Source organism: Streptomyces sp. NPDC008163, from assembly GCF_042956885.1.
Classification (GTDB): Bacteria; Actinomycetota; Actinomycetes; order Streptomycetales; family Streptomycetaceae; genus Streptomyces; species Streptomyces drozdowiczii_A.
Genome location: NZ_JBIBHG010000010.1, coordinates 80267 through 100452 on the forward strand (window position 1 = coordinate 80267; position 20186 = coordinate 100452).

At 71.9% G+C, this 20186-nt stretch carries 14 protein-coding genes; 4 read left to right on the forward strand and 10 right to left on the reverse strand.

Annotation, left to right across the window (positions count from 1 at the left end; all coding sequences use genetic code 11):
* Positions 1-17: 17 nt before the first annotated feature.
* The 8 genes from ACFZAT_RS22350 to eccD all read right to left on the reverse strand — a co-directional run bounded on the left by ACFZAT_RS22350 (position 18) and on the right by eccD (position 8520).
* Entirely contained in the window at positions 18-386 is a 369-nt protein-coding gene (locus ACFZAT_RS22350) for a hypothetical protein (RefSeq protein WP_391266196.1), read from the reverse strand.
* A gap of 7 nt (positions 387-393) precedes the next feature.
* Complete coding sequence (locus ACFZAT_RS22355; RefSeq protein ID WP_391266197.1) at positions 394-843, reverse strand: YbaB/EbfC family nucleoid-associated protein; 450 nt, start codon at positions 841-843, stop codon at positions 394-396.
* Between the two features lie 47 nt (positions 844-890).
* Complete coding sequence (locus ACFZAT_RS22360; RefSeq protein WP_391266198.1) at positions 891-4058, reverse strand: AAWKG family protein; 3168 nt, start codon at positions 4056-4058, stop codon at positions 891-893.
* A gap of 58 nt (positions 4059-4116) precedes the next feature.
* Positions 4117-4563 carry a type VII secretion system-associated protein gene (locus tag ACFZAT_RS22365; RefSeq protein WP_361344018.1) on the reverse strand — a complete coding sequence of 149 codons (447 nt, stop codon included), beginning with the start codon at positions 4561-4563 and terminating at the stop codon, positions 4117-4119.
* Positions 4564-4678: 115 nt separating this feature from the next.
* Positions 4679-5002: a WXG100 family type VII secretion target gene (locus ACFZAT_RS22370; RefSeq protein ID WP_018105149.1), complete on the reverse strand. Its 324-nt coding sequence runs from the start codon at positions 5000-5002 to the stop codon at positions 4679-4681.
* An 84-nt stretch (positions 5003-5086) separates the two neighbouring features.
* Positions 5087-5425, reverse strand: coding sequence for a hypothetical protein (locus ACFZAT_RS22375; RefSeq protein ID WP_391266200.1), 339 nt, complete (start codon positions 5423-5425; stop codon positions 5087-5089).
* A 156-nt stretch (positions 5426-5581) separates the two neighbouring features.
* Positions 5582-7066, reverse strand: coding sequence for a type VII secretion protein EccB (gene eccB / locus ACFZAT_RS22380; RefSeq protein WP_391266205.1), 1485 nt, complete (start codon positions 7064-7066; stop codon positions 5582-5584).
* A gap of 53 nt (positions 7067-7119) precedes the next feature.
* Positions 7120-8520: a type VII secretion integral membrane protein EccD gene (gene eccD / locus ACFZAT_RS22385; RefSeq protein ID WP_391266206.1), complete on the reverse strand. Its 1401-nt coding sequence runs from the start codon at positions 8518-8520 to the stop codon at positions 7120-7122.
* 401 nt (positions 8521-8921) lie between these two features.
* Here eccD and eccCa point away from each other — a divergent pair, with 401 nt between their 5' ends.
* Complete coding sequence (eccCa, locus tag ACFZAT_RS22390; RefSeq protein WP_391266612.1) at positions 8922-12857, forward strand: type VII secretion protein EccCa; 3936 nt, start codon at positions 8922-8924, stop codon at positions 12855-12857.
* A 60-nt stretch (positions 12858-12917) separates the two neighbouring features.
* On the opposite strand, the gene ACFZAT_RS22395 is transcribed toward eccCa, so the two are convergent.
* A complete protein-coding gene (locus ACFZAT_RS22395; protein ID WP_391266207.1) occupies positions 12918-14144 on the reverse strand; it encodes a S8 family serine peptidase in 1227 nt (408 codons plus the stop codon).
* A complete protein-coding gene (locus tag ACFZAT_RS22400; RefSeq protein WP_391266208.1) occupies positions 14141-17479 on the reverse strand; it encodes a right-handed parallel beta-helix repeat-containing protein in 3339 nt (1112 codons plus the stop codon). Before ACFZAT_RS22400 ends, ACFZAT_RS22395 begins: the two co-directional genes overlap by 4 nt.
* Positions 17480-17676: 197 nt before the next feature.
* On the opposite strand from ACFZAT_RS22400, the gene ACFZAT_RS22405 reads away from it, so the two are divergent.
* The 3 genes from ACFZAT_RS22405 to ACFZAT_RS22415 all read left to right on the forward strand — a co-directional run bounded on the left by ACFZAT_RS22405 (position 17677) and on the right by ACFZAT_RS22415 (position 20178).
* Complete coding sequence (locus tag ACFZAT_RS22405) at positions 17677-18804, forward strand: hypothetical protein (RefSeq protein WP_391266209.1); 1128 nt, start codon at positions 17677-17679, stop codon at positions 18802-18804.
* A gap of 142 nt (positions 18805-18946) precedes the next feature.
* The gene (locus ACFZAT_RS22410; RefSeq protein ID WP_391266210.1) at positions 18947-19798 is read left to right on the forward strand and encodes a HipA family kinase; all 852 of its coding nucleotides are present in this window, start codon (positions 18947-18949) and stop codon (positions 19796-19798) included.
* Complete coding sequence (locus tag ACFZAT_RS22415) at positions 19795-20178, forward strand: DUF3037 domain-containing protein (RefSeq protein WP_391266212.1); 384 nt, start codon at positions 19795-19797, stop codon at positions 20176-20178. The genes ACFZAT_RS22410 and ACFZAT_RS22415 overlap by 4 nt, the downstream gene beginning before the upstream one ends.
* Positions 20179-20186 lie beyond the last annotated feature (8 nt).

Here is a 20186-nt window from a genome sequence, read left to right on the forward strand (position 1 = left end):
GGGCGCGGTCCGGTCCGTCAGTGCCTGCCGCCGCCGTGCGCGCCGCCGGAGACGTTGGTGTTGTCGATGTGGGACTCGTGGATCGCGTCGAGGTTGCCGCCCAGCGTGGTCAGGACGCTCTTCAGGTTGGCGAGCGTGCCGTCGCCCACGCCGACGATGGCCTCGGTCAGGGCCTTGCCGGTGCTCACCGCACCCTCCCGCTGCTTCTTCTCCTGCGGGACCATCGTCTTGGCGTAACTGTCGTCCTTGCCGGGCCAGTCGCTGGTCGCCGACACGTCGTGGAAGAACTCGTCGAACATGTCGACGGCGTAGTCGCTGATCGCCTGGAGCTGCCGGGTACCGCCGGTCAGGCCGGGGAAGTTGGCGTAGTACGCGTTCTCCGTCATCGTCTCCTCAGTCCTCCGGGTCTTCGCTGATCTCGTCACGGAGCCGGCCGGAGCCGCGGCGGCGGTCGCCCTTCGGGCCCTCCAGCACGCCGGGCCCGAAGATCCTGTTCCAGTCCACGTCGAAGCCGGTGAGTTCGGGCGCTTCCGCGTGCGCGTGGGTGAAGGGCTCGAAGGTGGACATCACCCGCCGGGCCATCCGGGCTCGCGCCTCCTGCGCCGCCTCCAGCACGCTCGCAGCGAGCTGACCTGCGGGCATCGTACGATACTTGTCGTCCAGGAAGGTCAGTGCGGTCAGGTCGCCCTGGGCGGAGACGGTCACCTCGACCGAGCGGTCCGCGGAGCGCACCGTCGCCTCGGCGTGCGCCAGTTCGCTCTCGGCGCGCGCCACGGCGGCCTCGGTCTCCTCCAGTTCCGCCATCGCCTTGGCGAGCCGCTGTTCGATCGACTCACTGTTCACCGCGCACTCCCTCTCCCGTTCTCTCTTCCGTGGCCCGGTCCGCGTCCTCAGCGGCCGATGACCGCCGGGGCGCCGCCGTCGTCGGTGCCCCACACGTCGTCGTCCTCGGCCAGCCACGCCTCGCGGGCGCGGTCGCCGCTCTCCGTGGACGTGCCGCCCTGGCCGGCGGCGCCGGGCCCGCCCACCGGGTACGGGGAACTGGAGGTGGTCGGCCGGGTGTACACGATCTCCTCGTCCTCGTCGACTCCCGCGGGCCGTCCGACGCGCCCGCCCCGGGCACCGCCGACCGGGTCGGTGAGGACGGCCCGGGTGCGTTCGCTGGTGCCCTGGCCGCCGCCGCCCGCGCCGGCCATGCCGGGCATGCCGCCGCCCCCCATGCCCATCGGGTTGAGCGGGGTGCCGTTCGCGGGCTGCGCCGCCGGGTTGCCGACGAGCGCGGCGGCGGCGGGGGTGATCGACCCCAGGGGGCCGCCGCCGTACGGGGTGCTGTCGTAGTCGTCGTAGTAGTCGTCGAGGCCGGAGTCCGGGCCGCCGGGCACGTTCAGCGAGCCGCCCGGTCCGTGGGTGTTCAGGCCGGCCGAGTGGGTGAGCGGCGACGAGGTGTGCGGGCCGTTGAGGTCCTGGGTGCTGAGCCCGTCGGTGTCCGGACCGTTGTGGTTGAGGCTGTCGAGTTCCGGGCCACGGGTGTTGAGCGACGACGGGCCGTCACCGTTCAGGTCGGTCGTGGTGGTGTGCCCGGCGGCGTCGGTGGTGGTCAGCCGGCCCGTCTCCGGGTCGAGGACCTGCTGGGAGCCGTCCGGGAACTTCGTGGTGAGTGTGCCGTCGTCGTTCAGGGTGGTGGTGGACCCGTCCGGGTTGGTGAACGATTCGCCGGGGTCCAGCTGGTGGGTGGTGACGTGGCCCGAGGGGTCGGTGACGGTCACCTGCCCGGTGTCCGGGTTCAGGACCTCCGTCGAACCGTCCGGGAACTCCGTCGTCAGTGTGCCGTCGTCGTTGAGCTGGGACGTGGAGCCGCCCGGGTTGGTGAAGGCTCCGTCGGTCGGGTCGAGCGTCGACTCGGACAGGCTGCCGTCCGGGTTGAGGGTCTCCACCTGGCCCGTCCTCGGGTCGAGGGTCTGGCTCGAACCGTCCGGGAAGGTGGTGGTGAGCGTGCCGTCGTCGTTGAGCGTGGTGGTCGATCCGTCCGGGTTGAGCAGGCTCGTGCCCGGGTTGAGCTGCGAGGTCGACGTCACCCCGTCCGGCGATGTGCTGGTGACCAGACCGGTGCGCGGATCGATGATCTGCGTGGAGCCGTCGGGAAACTTCGTGGTCAGCGTGCCGTCGTCGTTGAGCTGGGTATTGCCCCCGGTGGGGGAGTTCAGCAGGGAGGAACCCCCCTTCCCGTCCCGGTTGTTCAGGCCGTCGTTCAGGCCGTTGTTCAGTAGCGAGGTGATCGGAGGCACCAGCGCGGACGGGTCCGGCCCGCCGAGCGGGGAGTCCGGGTCGCCGTTCGGGCCCAGGCCGTCACCCAGGCTGTTGTTCAGCCCGTCGTTGAGCGTGCTGAAGTTGTTGTTGAGGCCGTCGCCGAGGTTGTTGACGCCGTCGCCGAGGCCGTTGAGCCCGTCACCGAGCCCGTTCAGGCTCTCGTTGAGGCCGTCGTTGATGCCGTTGAGGCTGTTGTGGAGGCCGTCGTTCAGCCCGTTCAGATTGTCGTTGAGCCCGTCGTTGAGATCCTTGAACCCGTCGCCGAGGCCGTTGAGCCCGTCGTTGAGCCCGTCATTGAGGTCCTTGAACCCGTCACCCAGGTTGTTGAGGCTGTCGTTCAGTCCGTCGTTGAGGTCGTTGAGACCGTCACCGATCGTGTTGATGTTGTCGTTGAGGCCGTCGAGGTACTTGTTCAGCTTGTCGTTGTTCGCATTGGCCTCGTCCTCCGCGATGTCGGCCTCCTCCTTCGCGAGGACCTCGGCCAGCGTCTCGGAGTTCTTGTCGGTCACCTCCTGGTCGAAGGCGTCCGTCACATCGGCCCAGGCGGACTTCACGTTGCTGAGGGCGTCGATGGCCGGCTGCTTCAGCATCGAGTCGGCATGGTCCGACCAGCTCTTGACGGCGGCGTCGGCGATCTTCTTCCAGGTGGTGTGCTGGGTGAGGTCGCCGTACTCGGAGGTCTGCTTGAACTCGGCCGTGGTCGAGTAGGTCTTGTACGAGCCGCCACCGCCGTAACCGCCGTAGTACTGGGTCTTCACGTTCACGTGCTGGATGTTGTCCTTGAGGACGAAGGCGGACACGTCGTCCAGTACTTTCACCAGGTGCCTGTGCGGGTCGTGCTGGCCGTCCTTGGCCCAGTTGTTCCACGCCGTCTGGAGATCGGTGACCGCGTCCTTGAGCGCGGTCTGCGCGGCGGCCAGGGCGTCGCTCAGCTTCGACTTGGGGACATAGCCGCCCACCGTGGTGTTCTTCGGCTTGTAGTCACGGCCGCCCAACTGGGACACGTAACCGTCGTAGTTGGTCTTCAGCTCCTTGAGCAGGTGCCAGAAGAGGCTGGCCGCCTTGCCCTTCCACGCTGCCTGGTCCTCGCCGAGCGACTTCATCCACCCGTTGACGACGTCCGAGTGGTCCTTGAAGAACTGCATCGCCCGGTCGAAGGACTGACCCGTCTCCTCGAAGGACTTGAACTCGACAGCGTTGCCATCGAGGACCGACAGGTTGCTGAAGCTCCAGCCCTTGGTGGTGTGATTGTTCAGCAGCTCGTCCAGAGCCAGCTTGCTGCCGGAGATGTACTGCGCCATCGGGCCGGAGTCCCACTGGACGTGCGAGTACGAGCCCTCGAACTCACCACCGCCGGAGACCGCCCCGTCCCCCCACAGGTCGGCGCGGCCGTCGTCGCCCACGCCCACGCCGATCATCACGATCCGCGCCTTCTTCAGGCTCACGCTGTTGTGCGCGCCGTCCCCGCCCGCGTCGTAGAAGGCCAGGTCGTAGTCCTCGCCCTTGCTCTTCTGGAAGCCGCTGAGCGCCGTGTAGTCCTCCGTGGACACCGCACGCATGGTCTGCCCGGAGATCTCCATCCGGAACAGCTTGAGGTCGGAGAAGTCGTCGCCGCTGTCGCTGCTCAGGGAGTTGAACAGGCTGGAGCGGGCCGGGATGGTGTAGCCGGTGAAGTTGGTGATCGCCTGGCCGTAATAGTCGTCCGGGTCGTAGGTGGGCGTTCCGGAAGTACTTTTGCCGTCGTCGGCCATGGCACGGACTCCGCTGCTGGGGCTGAGGGGGGTGGGGGAGAGGAGGACGCGCCCGGCGTCAGCTGTCGGAGCCGGTGCCGCTCATGTCGTCGTCGACCGTGTCGAAGATGTCCATCAGCTTCTCGCCGTCGATCGAGGTCAGGCTGTCGCCCTGTGTCTTCAGCAGCGTGGTGATGGTTTCTTCGAGAGCGGACTCGATGTCGTCGAAGAGGACCTTCTGGCTCTTGAAGATGCCGTCCAGCGCGCCGCCCTGCGTCTTCAGCGCCTCGATCAGTGCCGAGCCGCCGGTCGGGTCCTCGCTGTCGCCACCGCCCATCAGGCCGATGCGCAGCATCTTGGCGTCGCCCGACGCCGAGCCCGCACCGGTCTCCGCGACCAGGTTCTTCAGGGAGCGGACACCCGCGTTGTCCTTGCGGATGTTGAGCAGATCGGTGATGAAGTCCCCGACATCGTTGTTCTTGAAGTTCTTGAGCGCCGTCGAGTCCAGATGGGTCAGGTCTGCCATGGGTGCCTCCGGTGGCGGGACGCGCCGGACCTGCGTGCGGCACGGCGACGGTACGGGGAGACGGCTCTACCGCGCCGACCGAGGGCGGACCGGTCGGCGCGGTCGGGACGCCTGCTCAGCGGCCGATGGTCACTTCGGACCACATCTGGCTGAGCGAATTCTCGCTGTACTTGTAGTTGCCGGAGATGTCGCTCAGGAGCTGCGCGTGCGAGGTGAGCAGCGTCTCCATGTTCTGCACCGCACCGTCCCAGGCGGCCTGCTTCTGGCGGTACGTGTCGCCGTCGTTGCCGTACCAGGTCTTGGACAGCTCGCTGAGCTCTGCCTCAAGGTTGGACAGCGTCTGGGCGATCGCCTTGGTCTGCATCACCATGTCGTCTGCCGCGTTCGACATGTGGTTGTAGCTGACGTAAATGAAACCGTCGCTCAGGTTGTCTGCCACGGTCTGCCTCTTTCACACGGTGTTGAGGGGGGCGGCCTGTCCGGTAGGTCACCGGGAGGCCCTGGTGCCGATGAGGCGTCCGGGTCAGCCGGCCAGCTGGTCGAAGGCCGACTGGGAGGCGTTGTACGCCTGGTTGATCGCGTCGTTCGAGGAACCCTGGGTCTTGTTGTGCTCGACGAGGCTCTGGTTCAGCCGGTCGATGACGTCCTCAAGGTTCTTGAGGATGACGTTGCACTGGCCGTCCCACTGAGCGAGGAGCTGGCCGTACTGGCCGCCGTCGCTGCCCTGGTAGCCGGAGCCCAGGGCGGACTTGGTGCCGTCGACGTCCTGGCGGATCTTCATGATCCCGCTGAAGGCCGTTTCGAGGGCCTGGATGCCGTTCCGGGTTGATGACTCGCTTGACTGCTGGCCGTCTCCCGCCATCGTCCCACCTTTCGTGAGTCGGATCTTGGTACGAGCAACTTGAGCCTAAAGTGAGGCAAGTTGAGAAGACAACAAGCTGAGGTAGATCTGAGGTTCACGCTCGATCTCCTTCCGGGGCATCAACCGGCGGGAAACCTCCCCCGGCGCCGGAAAGGATCACGGTCCCGGGACGACGTCTCCGGTCCGGCACTGCGGCGCGGGACCGGGCGCGGCCTTCTTCGTATCAGTGGCCGGGTCGGACCGCGCCGCGGCCTCCGTGCTCAGGTCCGGGCCGGTGGGCAGCAGCGACAGCAGCGTCGACGGCACCTTCACCGCATCGCCGTCGGAGTACCCGAGGGCGCCCAGCGCCTCCGCGTCCGCGACGCGGTACTTGACCCCGTCGTCGCCCACCAGGAACGTGGTGCTGCCGACCGTCGCGCCCGCCGCGCCCAGCACCCGGACCAGCGTGCCGTGCCCCGGGCGCGTCACCACGTGGTCCACCGCCACACAGGCCGGGACCAGCGCGGTGGAGTCGGCCGCGGCGTACGGCGACAGCGCCGCCTCGTCGATCCGTACCGACGACACGCGTACCGCGCCGCTGTCCGGATCGACCCGCGTGCACGCCGCCTGTCCGGTGGCCAGCCGCAGCGCCGCCGGCGGGCTGTCCGGCAGCCCGGCCATCGACGGGTCGGTGCCCGCCGTACCCGGGGCCTGGTGGGAGCGCAGATCGGAGACGCCGATCGCGACGGCTTCCGGGGACGCGCCGCCGTACGCCTTCCTACGGGTGTCCGGATCGCCCAGCAGCAGCGCCGCCTGAGTGGCCGTCACCGCGTGCAGGCCGTCCTTCTGGAGCACGTAGTCCTGGCTCACGGAGCCCGCCGTCATCCGGAACACCTGTCCGACCCGGGACTTCCCGCCAGCCAGCGCCGGGCCCGGCGCGCCCCGTTCCGCGACCTTCAGCGTGGCCAGCTTCGGGCCGCTGACCAGGGCGTCCAGGAACGCCGCCGACACCGGACGGGGCGTCACCGCGCCGTAACCCAGCGACTCGGCGGCGCCCGAGGTCCGGTCCAGCTCCAGCCGGCTGCCCTGCCACATCAGGTACGTGCGGTCGTCCGGCCCCCGTACCACCAGCGCCGAACCCGCGCCGACCGGCCGTGACTCCACCGGCGCACCCGGCACCAGCGTCGTCTCCTCACCCGCACCCGTCGAGCACACCTCCCACGCCGACGTCTCCAGGTCACCCGAGCCCGGCACGCCGTCGGGGGCGCCGGTGATGCCGACCGGTGTGCCCACCGGGGTGCCCTTCAGCGATTTCGTGCCCACCGCGGTCGTGTCCAGGTCCGCGCCGCCGATCAGCAGCGCCGACGCGTAGTTGCGCACCGGACGCAGCCGGCCGTCCGCGTACAGGTAGCGGGCGCCGGTGTCCTTGTTGACGATGAGGGTGTCGCCGCCGCGCCAGGCGTCGTTGCCGCCCGGCCGGAGCAGCCCGTAGACGAAGGCGCCGGCCGAGATCAGGATGGCGACGATGATGCCGATCAGCGCACCGCGGGTGGTGCGTCCCAGCGGGCTCTCCGGAGCGTCGGGGTCGGCCAGCAGCATGCCCGAGGTCAGCCGCCCCATCATGAACGTGTGCGCTTGCACCTGGTCGCGCTTGGACCGCACGGTCTTCTCCTGCTCTCAGTGGTTCGTCGTCGTCGCGGTGCCCGGCCGGTCCGTCATCCGTTCCAGCCGCGCAGGGCGCCGAAGACGCCCAGCAGCCAGAGCGTGAGCGGCAGCAGGGAGACCGCCAGAAGGGTGTGCAGCAGCTCCGCGGCCCGGCCCCAGTACGGCACCAGACGGCGGCCCGGCACCGTCCACACCGCGATCGTCAGCACCGTCGCGACCACCAGCAGACCCACCACCAGGAGCACCCGTTCCACACCGGTCAGCTCCAGGCCCCAGCCGAACGCCAGCAGAAGCAGACCCCACGCGCCGGGCAGCACCAGCACCAGCCGCTGCGTGGTGTTCACCAGGCCCCGGCCGTGCAGGAGCAGCAGCAGCGACAGCGCCAGCGCGCACAGCAGCGCGGGCAGCGTGGGCCGGTGCGCGAGCGCCACCAGGCAGGCCGACGCCAGCACACCCGTCGCCCCGTACAGCGCCGTCATCCACTCGCCGGCCAGCTCGGTGCGGACCGCGACATCGTTGCCGCGGTAGGGGTCGATGCCCTCCTGGAGCTGCTGGGCGTTGGTCGGCAGCGCCGGCATCCGCATCCCCGCGAACCGGAACGACAGCGCCGGCACCAGACCGCCGAGCAGCACCGTCAGCATCGCCACCACGCCCGCCGCGGCGGCCGCCCGCAGGCCGAAGAGGGTCATCACCGCACCGCCCACCGCCGTGGCGAACGCCGTCAGCGCGGAAGCCAGGAAGACCGGCGTGCGCACCGCGGTGGCCGCCAGCGCGAGCACCGCCCCGCCCGCCCAGGCCGCCGCCGCGCCCAACAGCCGGGCGCCCAGCACCTGGTGGGCCTGTGGGCCGCTCAGCTCGCCGCCCGGCACCAGCCAGCCCGCCAGTGCCAGCGCCGGCGCCGCCAGCAGACCGAGGACCGCCCCGGTCGCGCCGTCGTCCACCGCCCGGCTCGCCGAGGCCGCGCCCGCCAGCAGCAGCACTCCGGCGACGACGGCCGCGCCCGCCCGCAGCGACACCGACGTACCCGGCCACGCCAGCAGCGTCAGACCGGCCAGCACCGCCACCGCGACCAGGGCGCGCAGCAGGTGCCGCGCCGCTTGCTCGCTCCAGTCGTGCAGCCGGTCCCGAGTGACCGAGGCGATCCCGTCGACCAGGTCGTCGAGGCGCACTTCGGGCAGCGCTTCGGTGCGCGGCCGCAGATGCAGGACGTCGCCGTCGGTCAACCCCAGGGTCGCCAGCGTCGCCTCCTCGTCCAGCGGCCGCCCGCCGAGGCGCTGGAGTATCCAGCCGTCGTGTTCGAGGCCGGTCTCCTCGATGTCCTCGCCCGCGTACCGCAGCACCGTCGGCAGCAGGTCGGCCACCGGCACGTCGGAGGGCACGGAGAGGTCGATGGTGCGGCCCGGGGCGCGCACGGTCAGGTGGCACAGGTCGGCCACGGAGGTGTCGGTCATACCGGGGCTCACGTCTCCTGAGCGTCGTAACGGAGTGCGTGGCGTGCGGTGTTGCAGGCCACTGAGGGTGAGGTGGCGCGAATGAGAGGGACGGCAGTCGAACAGTGGGGAGCGTGCGGAGGGAGGGGGTGACGTGGACTTACGGAGTTGACGGGGTGCACACTACTGTCACTCCCGGAGGCCGTCGTAACGGGAGCCCCGGCAACGTGCACGGCACACATACCGGCCCTGCGTCCCAGGGCTCCGCGGCCCGTACGGCCTGCCCGTAGCGCGCCCGCATGCGTCGGGACCCGGACCGTGAGCCTCCCCCCACGTACCGCCGCGTGCGCGAAGACCACTAAGGAGCCCCAGCGTTGAGCGTGGTCCTGTTCCGTCGTCCGGCCCGTCGCCGCGGACCCGACATGCCGAGCGGCGAGCTGACCCTGCAGGAACCGCCGACCCTGATGGAGACCGTGCCGGACACGTCCGCGGTGTGGACGTACCTCCCGATGGCCATGATGTCGGTCTCGATGATGCTGATGTTCCTGCGCATGGGCGGCCAGGGATCCGGCATCTTCATGTACATCGCGCTCGGCATGATGGTGCTCGCCGCCGCCGCCATGATGGTCGGTCAGGTCATGCGCAAGGCGGGCGACCGCAAGCAGCGGCTGCGGGGCGAACGCCGCGACTACCTGCGCTACCTGGCGCAGAGCCGGCGCACCGTGCAGCGCACCGTGGTCGAGCAGCAACTCGCCCTCGCCTGGCGCCACCCCGAGCCCACCGTGCTGCGCTCCATGGTGCGTACCACCCGGCTGTGGGAACGCCGCACCAAGGACGTCGACTTCGCCGAGCTGCGCATCGCCGTGGGCGACCAGCAACTGGCCCTGCGGCTCAACCCCGTCTCCACCAAACCCGTCGAGGACCTCGAACCGCTGTGCGCGCACGCCCTGCGCCGCTTCATCCGCGCCTACAGCACCGTGCCCGGCCAGCCCATCGCGCTCTACCTGCGCTCCTGGTCCCGGGTGCTGCTGCGCGGAGACCAGGACGCCGCGCGGGGCATGCTGCGGGCCGCGCTGAGCCAGCTCGCGGTCTTCCACCCGCCGGAGGAGGTGTGGATCGCGGTCTGCGCCGACGACGAGCACCGCGCCGAGTGGGAGTGGGTGAAGTGGCTCCCGCACAACCAGCACCCCCAGGAGACCGACGGCGCCGGACCGCTGCGCATGGTCGCCTCCGCCTTCACCGACCTGGAGAACCAGCTCGGCAGCGAGTTCTCCGAGCGGCCCGCCTTCGATCCCGACGCCGTGCCCGGCCGCGACGAGCCGCTCGTCGTGGTCGTCGTGGACGGGGCCACCGTTCCGGCCGGCCACCGCTTCGACGGCCCCGGCTACCGCAACGCCGTCATCCTCGACCTCTCCTCCACGCTCACCTGGCGTCCCGGCCGCACCACCCTCCGCCTCGACGTCACCCCCGAGGCCGTCGCCCTGGTGCGCACCGACCGCACCCGCAAGGAGCAGACGACCGTCCTCGGCCGCCCCGACCACGTCGGCCCGGTCGCCGCCGAGACCCTGGCCCGGCTGATATCCCCCTACCGGATGAGCCTCACCGCCGACGCGGTCGAGCCGCTCTCCGCCGACATGGAGCTCACCACCCTGCTCGGCATCCCCGACCTGCACCGCCTCGACCCCGACTCCCTGTGGCGGCGCCACAACGGCTCCGCGCGGCTGCGGGTGCCGGTCGCCGTCGGTGCGGACGGCCGCCCGGTTGAGCTGGACATCAAGGAGTCCGCACAGGGAGGCATGGGCCCGCACGGCATGCTCATCGGCGCCACCGGCTCCGGCAAGTCCGAACTGCTGCGCACCCTCGTCCTCGGCCTCGCCCTCACCAACTCCTCCGAGACGCTCAACTTCGTCCTGGTCGACTTCAAGGGCGGCGCCACCTTCCTCGGCCTGGACGAACTCCCGCACACCAGCGCCGTGATCACCAACCTCGCCGACGAGGCCGCGCTGGTCGAGCGCATGCAGGACGCCCTTCACGGCGAACTGCTGCGCCGTCAGGAACTGCTCCGCTCGGCCGGCAACTACACCTCCGCGCTGGAGTACGAGCGGGCGCGCGCCGGCGGCGCCGACCTCGCCCCGCTGCCCAGTCTGTTCGTCGTCGTCGACGAGTTCAGCGAACTGCTCGCCGCCCACCGGGAGTTCATGGAGCTGTTCGTGATGATCGGCCGCCTGGGCAGGTCCCTGGGCGTGCACCTGCTGCTCGCCTCGCAGCGCCTGGACGAGGGCCGCATGCACCAGCTGGAGTCACACCTGTCCTACCGGATCGGGCTGCGCACCTTCTCCGCCATGGAGTCGCGCGGCGTCCTCGGCGTCCCCGACGCCTACGAACTGCCCTCGCAGCCGGGCAGCGGATTCCTGAAGAGCGGTGTCGAGGCGCTGACCCGGTTCCGTGCCGCCTACGTCTCCGGCCCCTACCGCCGTCGCGGCGGCGCCGTCGCCCAGGCCCGCGTCGCCAGTCAGGTCGTGCCCTGGTCCGCCGGGTACGTGGTGCCCCGCGCTCCCGCTCCGGCCGCCCTCGAACCGGAGGCGGAGGAGGCGGACGACAGCTCCAGCCTGCTGGCGGTCGCCCTGGACCGGCTGCGCGACGCCGGGCCGCCCGCCCATCGCGTGTGGCTGCCGCCGCTGGACGCCCCGTCCCCGCTCGACGTCCTGCTGCACGGGCTGACCGTCGACCCGGAGCGCGGCCTGACCGCGCCGCGGTGGAACGGCACCGGCAAGCTGCGGGTCCCCGTCGGGCTCGTCGACAAGCCCTTCGACCAGCGCCGCGACCCCCTCGTCGTGGACCTCGCGGCAGCCGGCGGCCACGTCGCCGTCGCGGGCGGCTCGCAGAGCGGCAAGTCGACCGTGCTGCGCAGTCTCATCATGGGGCTCGCGCTCACCCACACCCCGCGCGAAGTGCAGTTCTACTGCCTCGACTTCGGCGGCGGCACCCTCTCCCAGCTCACCGGCCTGCCGCACGTCGCCGGCGTCGCCGCCCGCCTCGACGCGGACCGGATCGGCCGGACCGTGGCCGAGGTCACCGCCGTGCTCACCCGTCGCGAGCAGTTCTTCCTGGAACACGGCATCGACTCCATGGCCACCTACCGGCGCCGCCGCGCCGCCGGGGAGTTCCCCGACGAGCCGCACGGCGACATCTTCCTGGTGATCGACGGCTGGTCCACGGTCCGGCAGAACTTCGACCAGTTCATTCCGACGTTCAACCAGATCGCCACCGGCGGCCTCAACTACGGCATCCACCTGATCGTCGCGACCTCGCGCTGGCTGGAGCTGACCGCCCCGGTGCGCGACCAGGCCGCGACCCGCCTGGAACTCCGGCTCGGCGACACGATGGACTCCGTGGTCGACATCCGCAAGGCCGCCGGAGTGCCCCGTACGCCCGGCCGGGGGCTCACCGTCGACTCCAAGCTGCACTTCCTCTCCGCGCTGCCCCGCGGTGACGGCTCCAGCGATCCGGAGACGCTGAGCGAGGGCGTCAGCGACCTGGTCGAGCGTGTCGCCGCCGCCTGGCACGGGCCGCGCGCACCGCAGGTGCGGATGCTGCCGCACCGGCTGCCGGCCTCGGAGCTGCCCGCGCCGGAGCTCGGCCAGGGACAGAGCCTCAGACTGCCCCTCGGCCAGGACGAGGAGACGCTGGACACCGTCTGGCACGACTTCTCCCGCACCCCGCACCTCGTCGCCGTCGGCGACACCGAGAGCGGCAAGACCAACCTGCTGCGGGTGGTGGCGGACGCGATCGTCGCCCGCTACGCGCCGACCGAGGCCCGCATCCTCGTGGTCGACTACCGCCGTGACCTGGTGGAGGCGGTGCCCGAGGAGTACCGGCTCGGGCACGCCGTCTCCGTCGACGCCCTCAAACAGCTCGTCGGCGGTTCCGCGAAGGCGTTGCGGACCCGGCTGCCCGGCCAGGAGATCACACCGGCCCGGATGCGCAGCGCCGACTGGTGGACCGGCCCCCGCCTGTTCGTCCTCGTGGACGACTACGACATGGTCGGCGGCGGCACCGTGATGGACCACCCGTTCGCCCCGCTCTTCGACCACCTCGCGCTCGGCCACGAACTGGGCCTGCACATCGTCGTCGTGCGGTCCGCCACCGGCGCCGGGCGCGGCCTCAACGACCAGCTGCTGCGACGCCTGGACGAGGTCAACACCCCGGGCGTCCTGATGTCGACACCGCCGTCCGAGGGGTACGTCTTCGGGAGCGTGAAGCCGCGGGTGCTGCCGCCGGGACGCGCGCTGCACATCGTGCGGCGCAAGCCGGTGCTGATCCAGACGGCGCTGGCGGCGGGGACGGAGGAGGAGTAGCCGGCCCCCGCCGGCCCCGGAACCACCCCGCGCCCCGGCGGGGGACGGGGGGCGTCTCGCTCAGGGGCGCCGGGCGGACGGGCGCCAGCCCGTGCGGCGGCCCCGGGGGATGATCACGGCGAGCCAGACGACCGTGACCACAACGGCCACACCGGCCAGCGTCGGCCACAGGGCGCGGCGCAGCGGTCCGGCGGCCCTGTCCTCCGGCATCCGTACGGGGGCGGCGGATTCCCCGGCCGCGGCCGGTCCCGACGCCTTCGCGGCGGTGGAGGCGGAGGAGAGGACCGCGGTGACGGCGGCGTACGGGTCGACCCGCGGTACGGCGTCCGGGTAGGCCGAGGAGCGCAGCAGAGCGGCGGTCTGCGCAGCCGTCAGCTCCGGGTGCACCGATCGCACCAGCGCGGCCGCCCCCGCCACGTACCCGGAGGCCAGGGAGGCCCCCGAACCGATGTAGTGGCCGCTCTTCGCCGGACCGATTCCGACCACCCCGTCACCGGGCGCCGCGAGCTGGGCGCTCCCGGTGGTGTACGAGCCGGACGGCCGCTGACCCTTGACGTCCACGTCGATCACGGACAGCACACCGTCACTGGCGGCCGGGTAGTAGTCCCGGGCCGGAACCTCCTGGCCCACCCCTGCGGCCGGAGAGTCGGGCACGGCGGCTGCGACCAGCAGCACGTCCTTCTTCGCGGCCAGCCGTACGGCGGACCTCAGGGCGGCCGTGTCGCTCGGGAAGGCCGCCGACACGGTCACCACCTCGGCACCGGCCCCGACGGCTGCCTCGATGCCCGAGGCGACCCGGCCGGGGGTGGCCGCGCCCCGCTCGTCGGTCCCGCGTACCGCGACGATGGCCGACCGCCTGGCGACGCCCGCGAACTTCACGCCCTGGTCCGATTGCGCGGCGATCAGCCCGGCCACGAAGGTGCCGTGCCCGACGCAGTCCTTTCCGGCCGCGCCGACCGCCGTCACCCGGCCCTTCAGCGCGGGCGCGGAGGCCGAGACACCGGTGTCGACCACGCCGACCTTGACCCCGGAGCCGGAGGCGAACTGCCAGGCCCGCCCGAGCTGGAGGCTGACCTGCTCCCAGGGCACGGCGGTGGCCTGCCGCCCCGATCCCCCGGCACAGTCGGTGGTGCCCGTCAGCCTCGACCGGAGCACCGGCAGCTCCACCGTGTTCCCGTCGGCCGCCGCGGCGCTCGCGGCACCGGCGCCGCACAGGGCGGCCGTCAGCAGCAGCGCCGACGCACCGGCGGCGGCCCGGGGCAGCTTCCTCCCGCGCACCGTCGTCACGCCCCCGCCCCGCCGGAGGCGGACGCCGGCACCGGGTCGGGGAGGTCCTCCGGGAGCAGCAGCCGCAGATCGTCCAGGCTGGGCGCGGCCACTCGGCTCAGCCGCCCCGCCTGCCGGGTCATCATCCGCTCCAGCACCTGACGCGCGGTGCGCGCGTTGCCGAACGACCGGTCGCGCGGCAGGGCGTCGAAGTGGTGCCGCAGCACCGAGCCGAGCCCGGTGCCGCACTCGTACCCGGCCTGCAGGGCGTGCTGGCGGACGATGGTGACGAGCTCGTCGGACGAGTAGTCGGCGAACTCGATCTTCCGCGAGAACCGCGAGTGCAGGCCGGGGTTGGAGGCCAGGAATCCCTCCATCTCGCCGGTGTAACCCGCGACGATGACGACGACCTGGTCGCGGTGGTCCTCCATCAGCTTCAGCAGGGTGTCCACGGCCTCCCGGCCGAAGTCGGCGCCGGACGCATCACGCGGCGTGAGCGCGTACGCCTCGTCGATGAAGAGCACCCCGCCCAGCGCCCGCTCGAAGACCTCCTTGGTGAGCTGCGCGGTGTGACCCACGTAGCGCCCGACCACGTCGGCGCGGGACACCTCGACCAGCTGACCGCGCGGCAGAACGCCCAGGGAGACGAGGAGTTCGCCGTAGAGCCGGGCCACCGTGGTCTTGCCGGTGCCGGGTGGCCCCGTGAAGACCAGGTGATGGCTGAGGCGCGGCACCGGCAGCCCGGCGGCTTCCCGCTGCCGGGCCGTCGAGACCAGGTTGACCAGGTCGGTGACGTCCCGCTTGACCGCGGAGAGTCCGACCAGGGCGTCCAGGCGGCTGAGCGCGTCGTCCCCCGCGTCGGCGCCGTCCGGACCGGCCTCGGAGTGGCGGGCGGCCTCCTCGCTGATGTCCTGCGGCAGCAGCAGGGTGAGGTCCTCCTCGGTGACCTGGGCCAGCGAGGCCAGCCGTACCGCCTGGCGGTCCACCATCTCCTCGAAGACCTGCCGCGCCGCCCGGCCGTTGCCGAAGCCGGAGTCCTTCGGTATGCGGTCGAAGTGCGTCGCGAGCGCCTTGCGGGTCTCGTCGTTCAGCACGTACTGGTGGCGTCCGCACATGCTCTCCACGATCTCCACCAGTTCGGGGACCGAGTAGTTCTCGAATTCCACCGTCCGCGAGAACCGGGACGCCAGACCAGGGTTGGAGCCGAGGAAGCCGCGCATCTCACCGGAGTAGCCGGCGACCACGACCACCACGTCGTCGCGGTGGTCCTCCATCAGCTTCAGCAGGGTGTCCACGGCCTCCCGGCCGAAGTCGGCGCCCGAACCGCGCGAGTCGGAGGTGAGCGCGTACGCCTCGTCGATGAAGAGCACGCCGCCCAGCGCCCGCTCGAAGGTCTCCGTGGTCTTGATGGCGGTACCGCCGATGACCTGCGCCACCAGATCGGCTCGGGAGACCTCGACCAGGTGCCCGGACCGCAGCGTCCCGAGCTCGGCCAGGATGGTGCCGTAGAGCCGCGCGACCGTCGTCTTGCCGGTGCCGGGCGGACCCGCGAAGACCAGGTGCCGGCTCATCGGCGGCGCGGACATGCCCAGTTGGGCGCGGCGCCGGGCGAGCTGGGTGAGGTTGACCAGCGTGCGGACCTGTTCCTTGACGTTGTCCAGACCGATCAGGTTCTCCAGCGCGGCCATGGGGCCGTCCGGGCGCCCGGGACCGTCCGACTCGGGCACGGTTCCCGCCGGATCGGTGCCCTCGGCCTCGCCGTAACCCCAGGCGTCCCGGGCCTCGTTGCCGGTGCTGTTCAGGTTCTCCACCGCGAGCCGGCCACTCGCCCGGGACTGGACGAGCCCGCCGCCCTTGTTCTCGCGCACGGTGCAGCCGACCACCGACACCGGCGACTCGGTCTCGACCCGGATGCCGTCACGGCCGTTCCCGGCCGCCTCGCAGCCATTGAGGTTGGCCCGGCCGCCCTCGCGGACCAGGAAGCCGTAGTCGGTGGCGGCGGCGGCCCGGACCCGGGTCGCCGTCAGCTCGCCGCCGCTGTCCACGACGACGCCGCAGCCGCCGGCCGACACCAGCTCTCCGTCGCGCAGCGCCGCCGTGCCCTCGCCGCCGATCTCCAGACCGGCGCCGCCGGGACCGGTCACCCGCAGGCCTGCCAGATAGACGTTGCCGCCCGAGGCGACCGTCACTCCGGCACCGCCCGGCGACTCCACCGAGCAGTCCTCCACCCGGCCGCGCCCGCCGTCGGTCACCGAGACGCCGGTGCTTCCCGTGCCGGTGATGCGGGCCCTGCGCACCAGGGGGTTGGCGCCGCCCCTGACCACCACGCCGGTGCCCCTGACGTCCAGGATCTCCACACGGTCCAGCTCGGCCGCCGAGTCCTCCTCCAGCAGCACGGCCTCGGCCTCGCCGTCCCGGACGGTCAGTGAGGTCAGGGTGGGTGAGGAGGAACCCGCCACACGCAGCGCCGGTGCCTGGGCGCCGCTCAGCCAGCAGTCCTCGTACGTGCCCCGCGAACGGTCGGTGACGAAGAGGCCGTTGCCCGCCGTGCGGGAGGTGCGGCAGCGGCGCAGCACCGGGTCGGCCCCGTGCGAGACGATGATGCCCTGCCCGGTGGTGCCGTTGACCCGCACGTCGTCCAGCTCGACCCGGGCGGCGCTGGTCAGGTGCGCGCCGATCGCGGTGTCGTGGATCACGGTCCGCAGCACCCGGACCGCGCTGCGCTCCTCCAGCGCCAGCGCGGGCTTGTCGGTCGAGGAGAGGTCGCAGTCCTCGACGGAGACCTGGGCGTCGCCGTTGGCCAGCAGACCGTTGCCGCGTGCGTCGCGCACGGTGCACCCGCGTACCGTCGCCCTGCCGCGCTCGCCGATCACCACGCCGCTGGTGCCCAGGTGCTCGAAGGTGCACGACTCCAGCGAGCTCTCACTGGCCGAGGTGACGACGACGCCTGCGCCGGTCCGGCTGGAGACCCGGCACTCGCGCATGGCCAGCGAGCCGGAGTTGCGGGCGAGGACGGTCGCCCAGGACGCGCCGGAGACGTCACAGCCCTGCATCGCGACCTGTCCGTGCGAGGCGTCCACGACGGGAGCCTCGTCGTCCTGGCCCTGCACCACCAGATCGGTCAGCATCAGCGCGTCGGCACGCAGCGAGATCACGGTCCCGGTGCGCGGTGCCAGGCGGACGCTGCCGCGTGACTGCTCGGCGACGATGGTCACGCGGGTGGTGACGACGAGATTCTCCTCGTACGTCCCCGGGCGCACACTGAGCACCGCCCCTCCGCGCGCCCTGGCCAGGGCCTCTGCGATCGTCCGGGCGTCCCCGGTGCCCTCCGGACAGATCGTCAGTACCTGGCGCACTCCGCTGACCTCCTTGTATCGGCACCCGTGGGTTGCGGTCGGCCCCATCATGCCTTCCTCCCACCTGCGATCCCACCCCGGAGGGCGGCGTACCGCGCATTACGGGATGATCTGCAACACCCGTACCCGGGCCGGGATTTCCCCGAGACCCATTGTTCATTCCAGAGATATGACGCGTCCCCCACATGTGTGCGTGAATGAGAGCGCTCACGGGGACGTACGACGAACTACGGGACGGATGGGGCCAGATGACGGACCGGACCGGTACGGCAGCGGCGACGACGGAAGAGGCTTCGGCGCCCCCCGGTCCGGAGGCGGCGCCCGGGACCGCCGCTGCCGCTCCGGAGGGCGCCCGCGCCGGTACGCGTCCGGCGCGGGCGCCGGACGAGCAGGCGCCGGACGAGCAGGCGCCGGACGAGCAGGCGCCGGACAAGGGCGACGGGACCTCGGCCTCCGAGCCCGAGGCGGAGACCGCCGCATCCGTCCCCGAGCCCGAAGCGGAGGCGGCCGCCTCCGCGCCCGAGGCGGCGGCGGAGCCGGGAGTCGCCGAGGCGCTGGCGGCTTCCGCGCCGGAGGACCCCGAGCCCGGTGCGGCGGCCCCGGCGGGGCGCCCGAGCCGCCCGCTGCTGGCGGGCGCCGCGCTGCTGGGCGCCGCGCTGGTCGCCGTGCCGGTCCTCCTCATGAGCCGCCACGGTGAGCCCGAGCGGCACGACACCACCGTCGCCAACCAGGCGGGCACGCTCCTCGGCGGCGGGGAGCCGACCAGGGAGGAGGCGCAGGCGTACGCCTCGTCGAGCGCGTCGCCCTCGAAGCCGGCGAAGCCGAGGAAGACGCCGGCACCGAAGGAGGCCGCGCGAAAGCAGGCCCCGGTGGTGGCCCCGGTGCCGCCCTCGCAGTCCCCGACGAAGAAGCCCTCGCCGTCCCCGACGAAGAAGCCCGCGCCGAAGCAGACCGCCGGACCGAGCCCGAAACCGGTGAAGAAGCCGTCCCGGCCGGCGGACATCACCGTCACGGCCACCAGGGTGCTGCGGGCCGGCGAATCCATCGAGGCGAACAGGACGAGGCTGCGGATGCAGCGCGACGGCAACCTCGTCGTCTACGACGAGAACGACAAGCCCCGCTGGGCCACCATGACCTTCGGCCACAACTACCAGGCGGTCTTCCAGGCGGACGGCAACCTGGTCGTCTACACCGCCGACAGCCGACCGGTCTGGGCCAGCAGGACCCAGGGCCACCGCGGCGCGATCCTGCGCCTCCAGAAGGACGGCAACCTGGTGATCTACTCGGGAGGGGCTCCGGTCTGGGCGTCGAAGACGCAGCACTGACCCAACGAGCCGCCCCTCCGGCCGCGCCCCTCCTCGACGGTCACCCTCGGTTACTCTTGTCCCTTCATGCCGGAAGCTGGCAGCAAGCGACGCGGCGCCCTCGACGGTCCGCTCGGGCAGAAGAGATGGGTGGCCTGGGAAAGTGTTGCAAGAGGTTGTAGCGACCCGCTACGTCACGCCGCTGCGTGAAGGCGGGTCGCTCCCCGGGATCGTCGAGGCCGACGACCTCGGCACGTACGTCATGAAGTTCACCGGAGCCGGGCAGGGCCGCAAGACCCTCGTCGCGGAGGTGATCTGCGGGCAGCTCGGGCGGCGCCTCGGGCTGCGGGTGCCCGAGCTCGTGCAGATCCAGCTCGACCCGGTCATCGGGCTCGCCGAGCCCGACCAGGAGGTGCAGGAACTCCTGAAGGCCAGCGGCGGCCTGAACTTCGGGATGGACTTCCTCCCCGGCTCCCTCGGCTTCGACGCGCTCGCATACGAGGTCGACCCGCGCGAGGCCGGGCGGGTCGTCTGGTTCGACGCGCTGATCAACAACGTCGACCGGTCCTGGCGCAACCCGAACATGCTCGTCTGGCACGGCGACCTCTGGCTCATCGACCACGGCGCCACCATGATCTGGCACCACAACTGGCCCGGCGCCCAGGCGTCCGCCGCCAAGCCGTACAACGCCTCCGACCACGCCCTCGCCCCCTTCCGGCCCGACATCGCGTCGGCCGCCGCCGAGCTCGCCCCGCTGGTGACGCCCGAGCTGCTCGCCGAGGCCGCCGCCGACGTCCCCGACGAGTGGCTGGTGGACGAACCGGGCTTCGGCTCGACGGACGAGCTGCGGCAGGCGTACGTGGACGCCCTGGCCGCCCGCGCGGCCACCATCCACGAGCGGATCGTCATGGACGCGCCCACCCCCGACAAGCCGTCCCAGGCCCCGGGCTGGATCACCGAACGCCTCGACCCGACCACCCACGCCAGGACCGGCGAGAAGGGCGGCCGGGCATGAGCGGGCGCGATGTCTTCGAGTACGCGCTGCTGCGCGTCGTCCCCCGCGTCCAGCGCGGGGAGTGCTTCAACGCCGGGGTGGTCGTCTACTGCCGCGCCAAGGGCTTCGTGGCCGCCCGCACCGAGCTGGACGAGGCCAAGCTGAAGGCGCTCGACCCCTGCGCCGACGTGGCCGGGGTCCGGGCCGCGCTGCACGCCGTCGAGGGCGTCTGCCGCGGCGGTACGGACGCGGGCCAGGCCGCCGGCGACGACGCGGGCAGGCGCTTCCGCTGGCTGATCGCGCCGCGCTCCACCGTCGTACAGCCCGGGCCCGTGCACAGCGGCCTCACCGCCGATCCCGAGGCCGAGGTGGAGCGGCTGCTCGACCTGCTGGTGCGCTGATCCGCGAT

Excerpts from the sequence above, each read along its gene's own strand:
- ACFZAT_RS22350 (WP_391266196.1), bottom strand. The coding sequence starts at position 386 with ATGACGGAGAACGCGTACTACGCCAACTTCCCCGGCCTGACCGGCGGT.
- ACFZAT_RS22360 (WP_391266198.1), bottom strand. The coding sequence starts at position 4,058 with ATGGCCGACGACGGCAAAAGTACTTCCGGAACGCCCACCTACGACCCG.
- ACFZAT_RS22365 (WP_361344018.1), bottom strand. The coding sequence starts at position 4,563 with ATGGCAGACCTGACCCATCTGGACTCGACGGCGCTCAAGAACTTCAAG.
- ACFZAT_RS22375 (WP_391266200.1), bottom strand. The coding sequence starts at position 5,425 with ATGGCGGGAGACGGCCAGCAGTCAAGCGAGTCATCAACCCGGAACGGC.
- eccD (WP_391266206.1), bottom strand. The coding sequence starts at position 8,520 with ATGACCGACACCTCCGTGGCCGACCTGTGCCACCTGACCGTGCGCGCC.
- eccCa (WP_391266612.1), top strand. The coding sequence starts at position 8,922 with ATGCCGAGCGGCGAGCTGACCCTGCAGGAACCGCCGACCCTGATGGAG.
- ACFZAT_RS22405 (WP_391266209.1), top strand. The coding sequence starts at position 17,677 with ATGAGAGCGCTCACGGGGACGTACGACGAACTACGGGACGGATGGGGC.
- ACFZAT_RS22415 (WP_391266212.1), top strand. The coding sequence starts at position 19,795 with ATGAGCGGGCGCGATGTCTTCGAGTACGCGCTGCTGCGCGTCGTCCCC.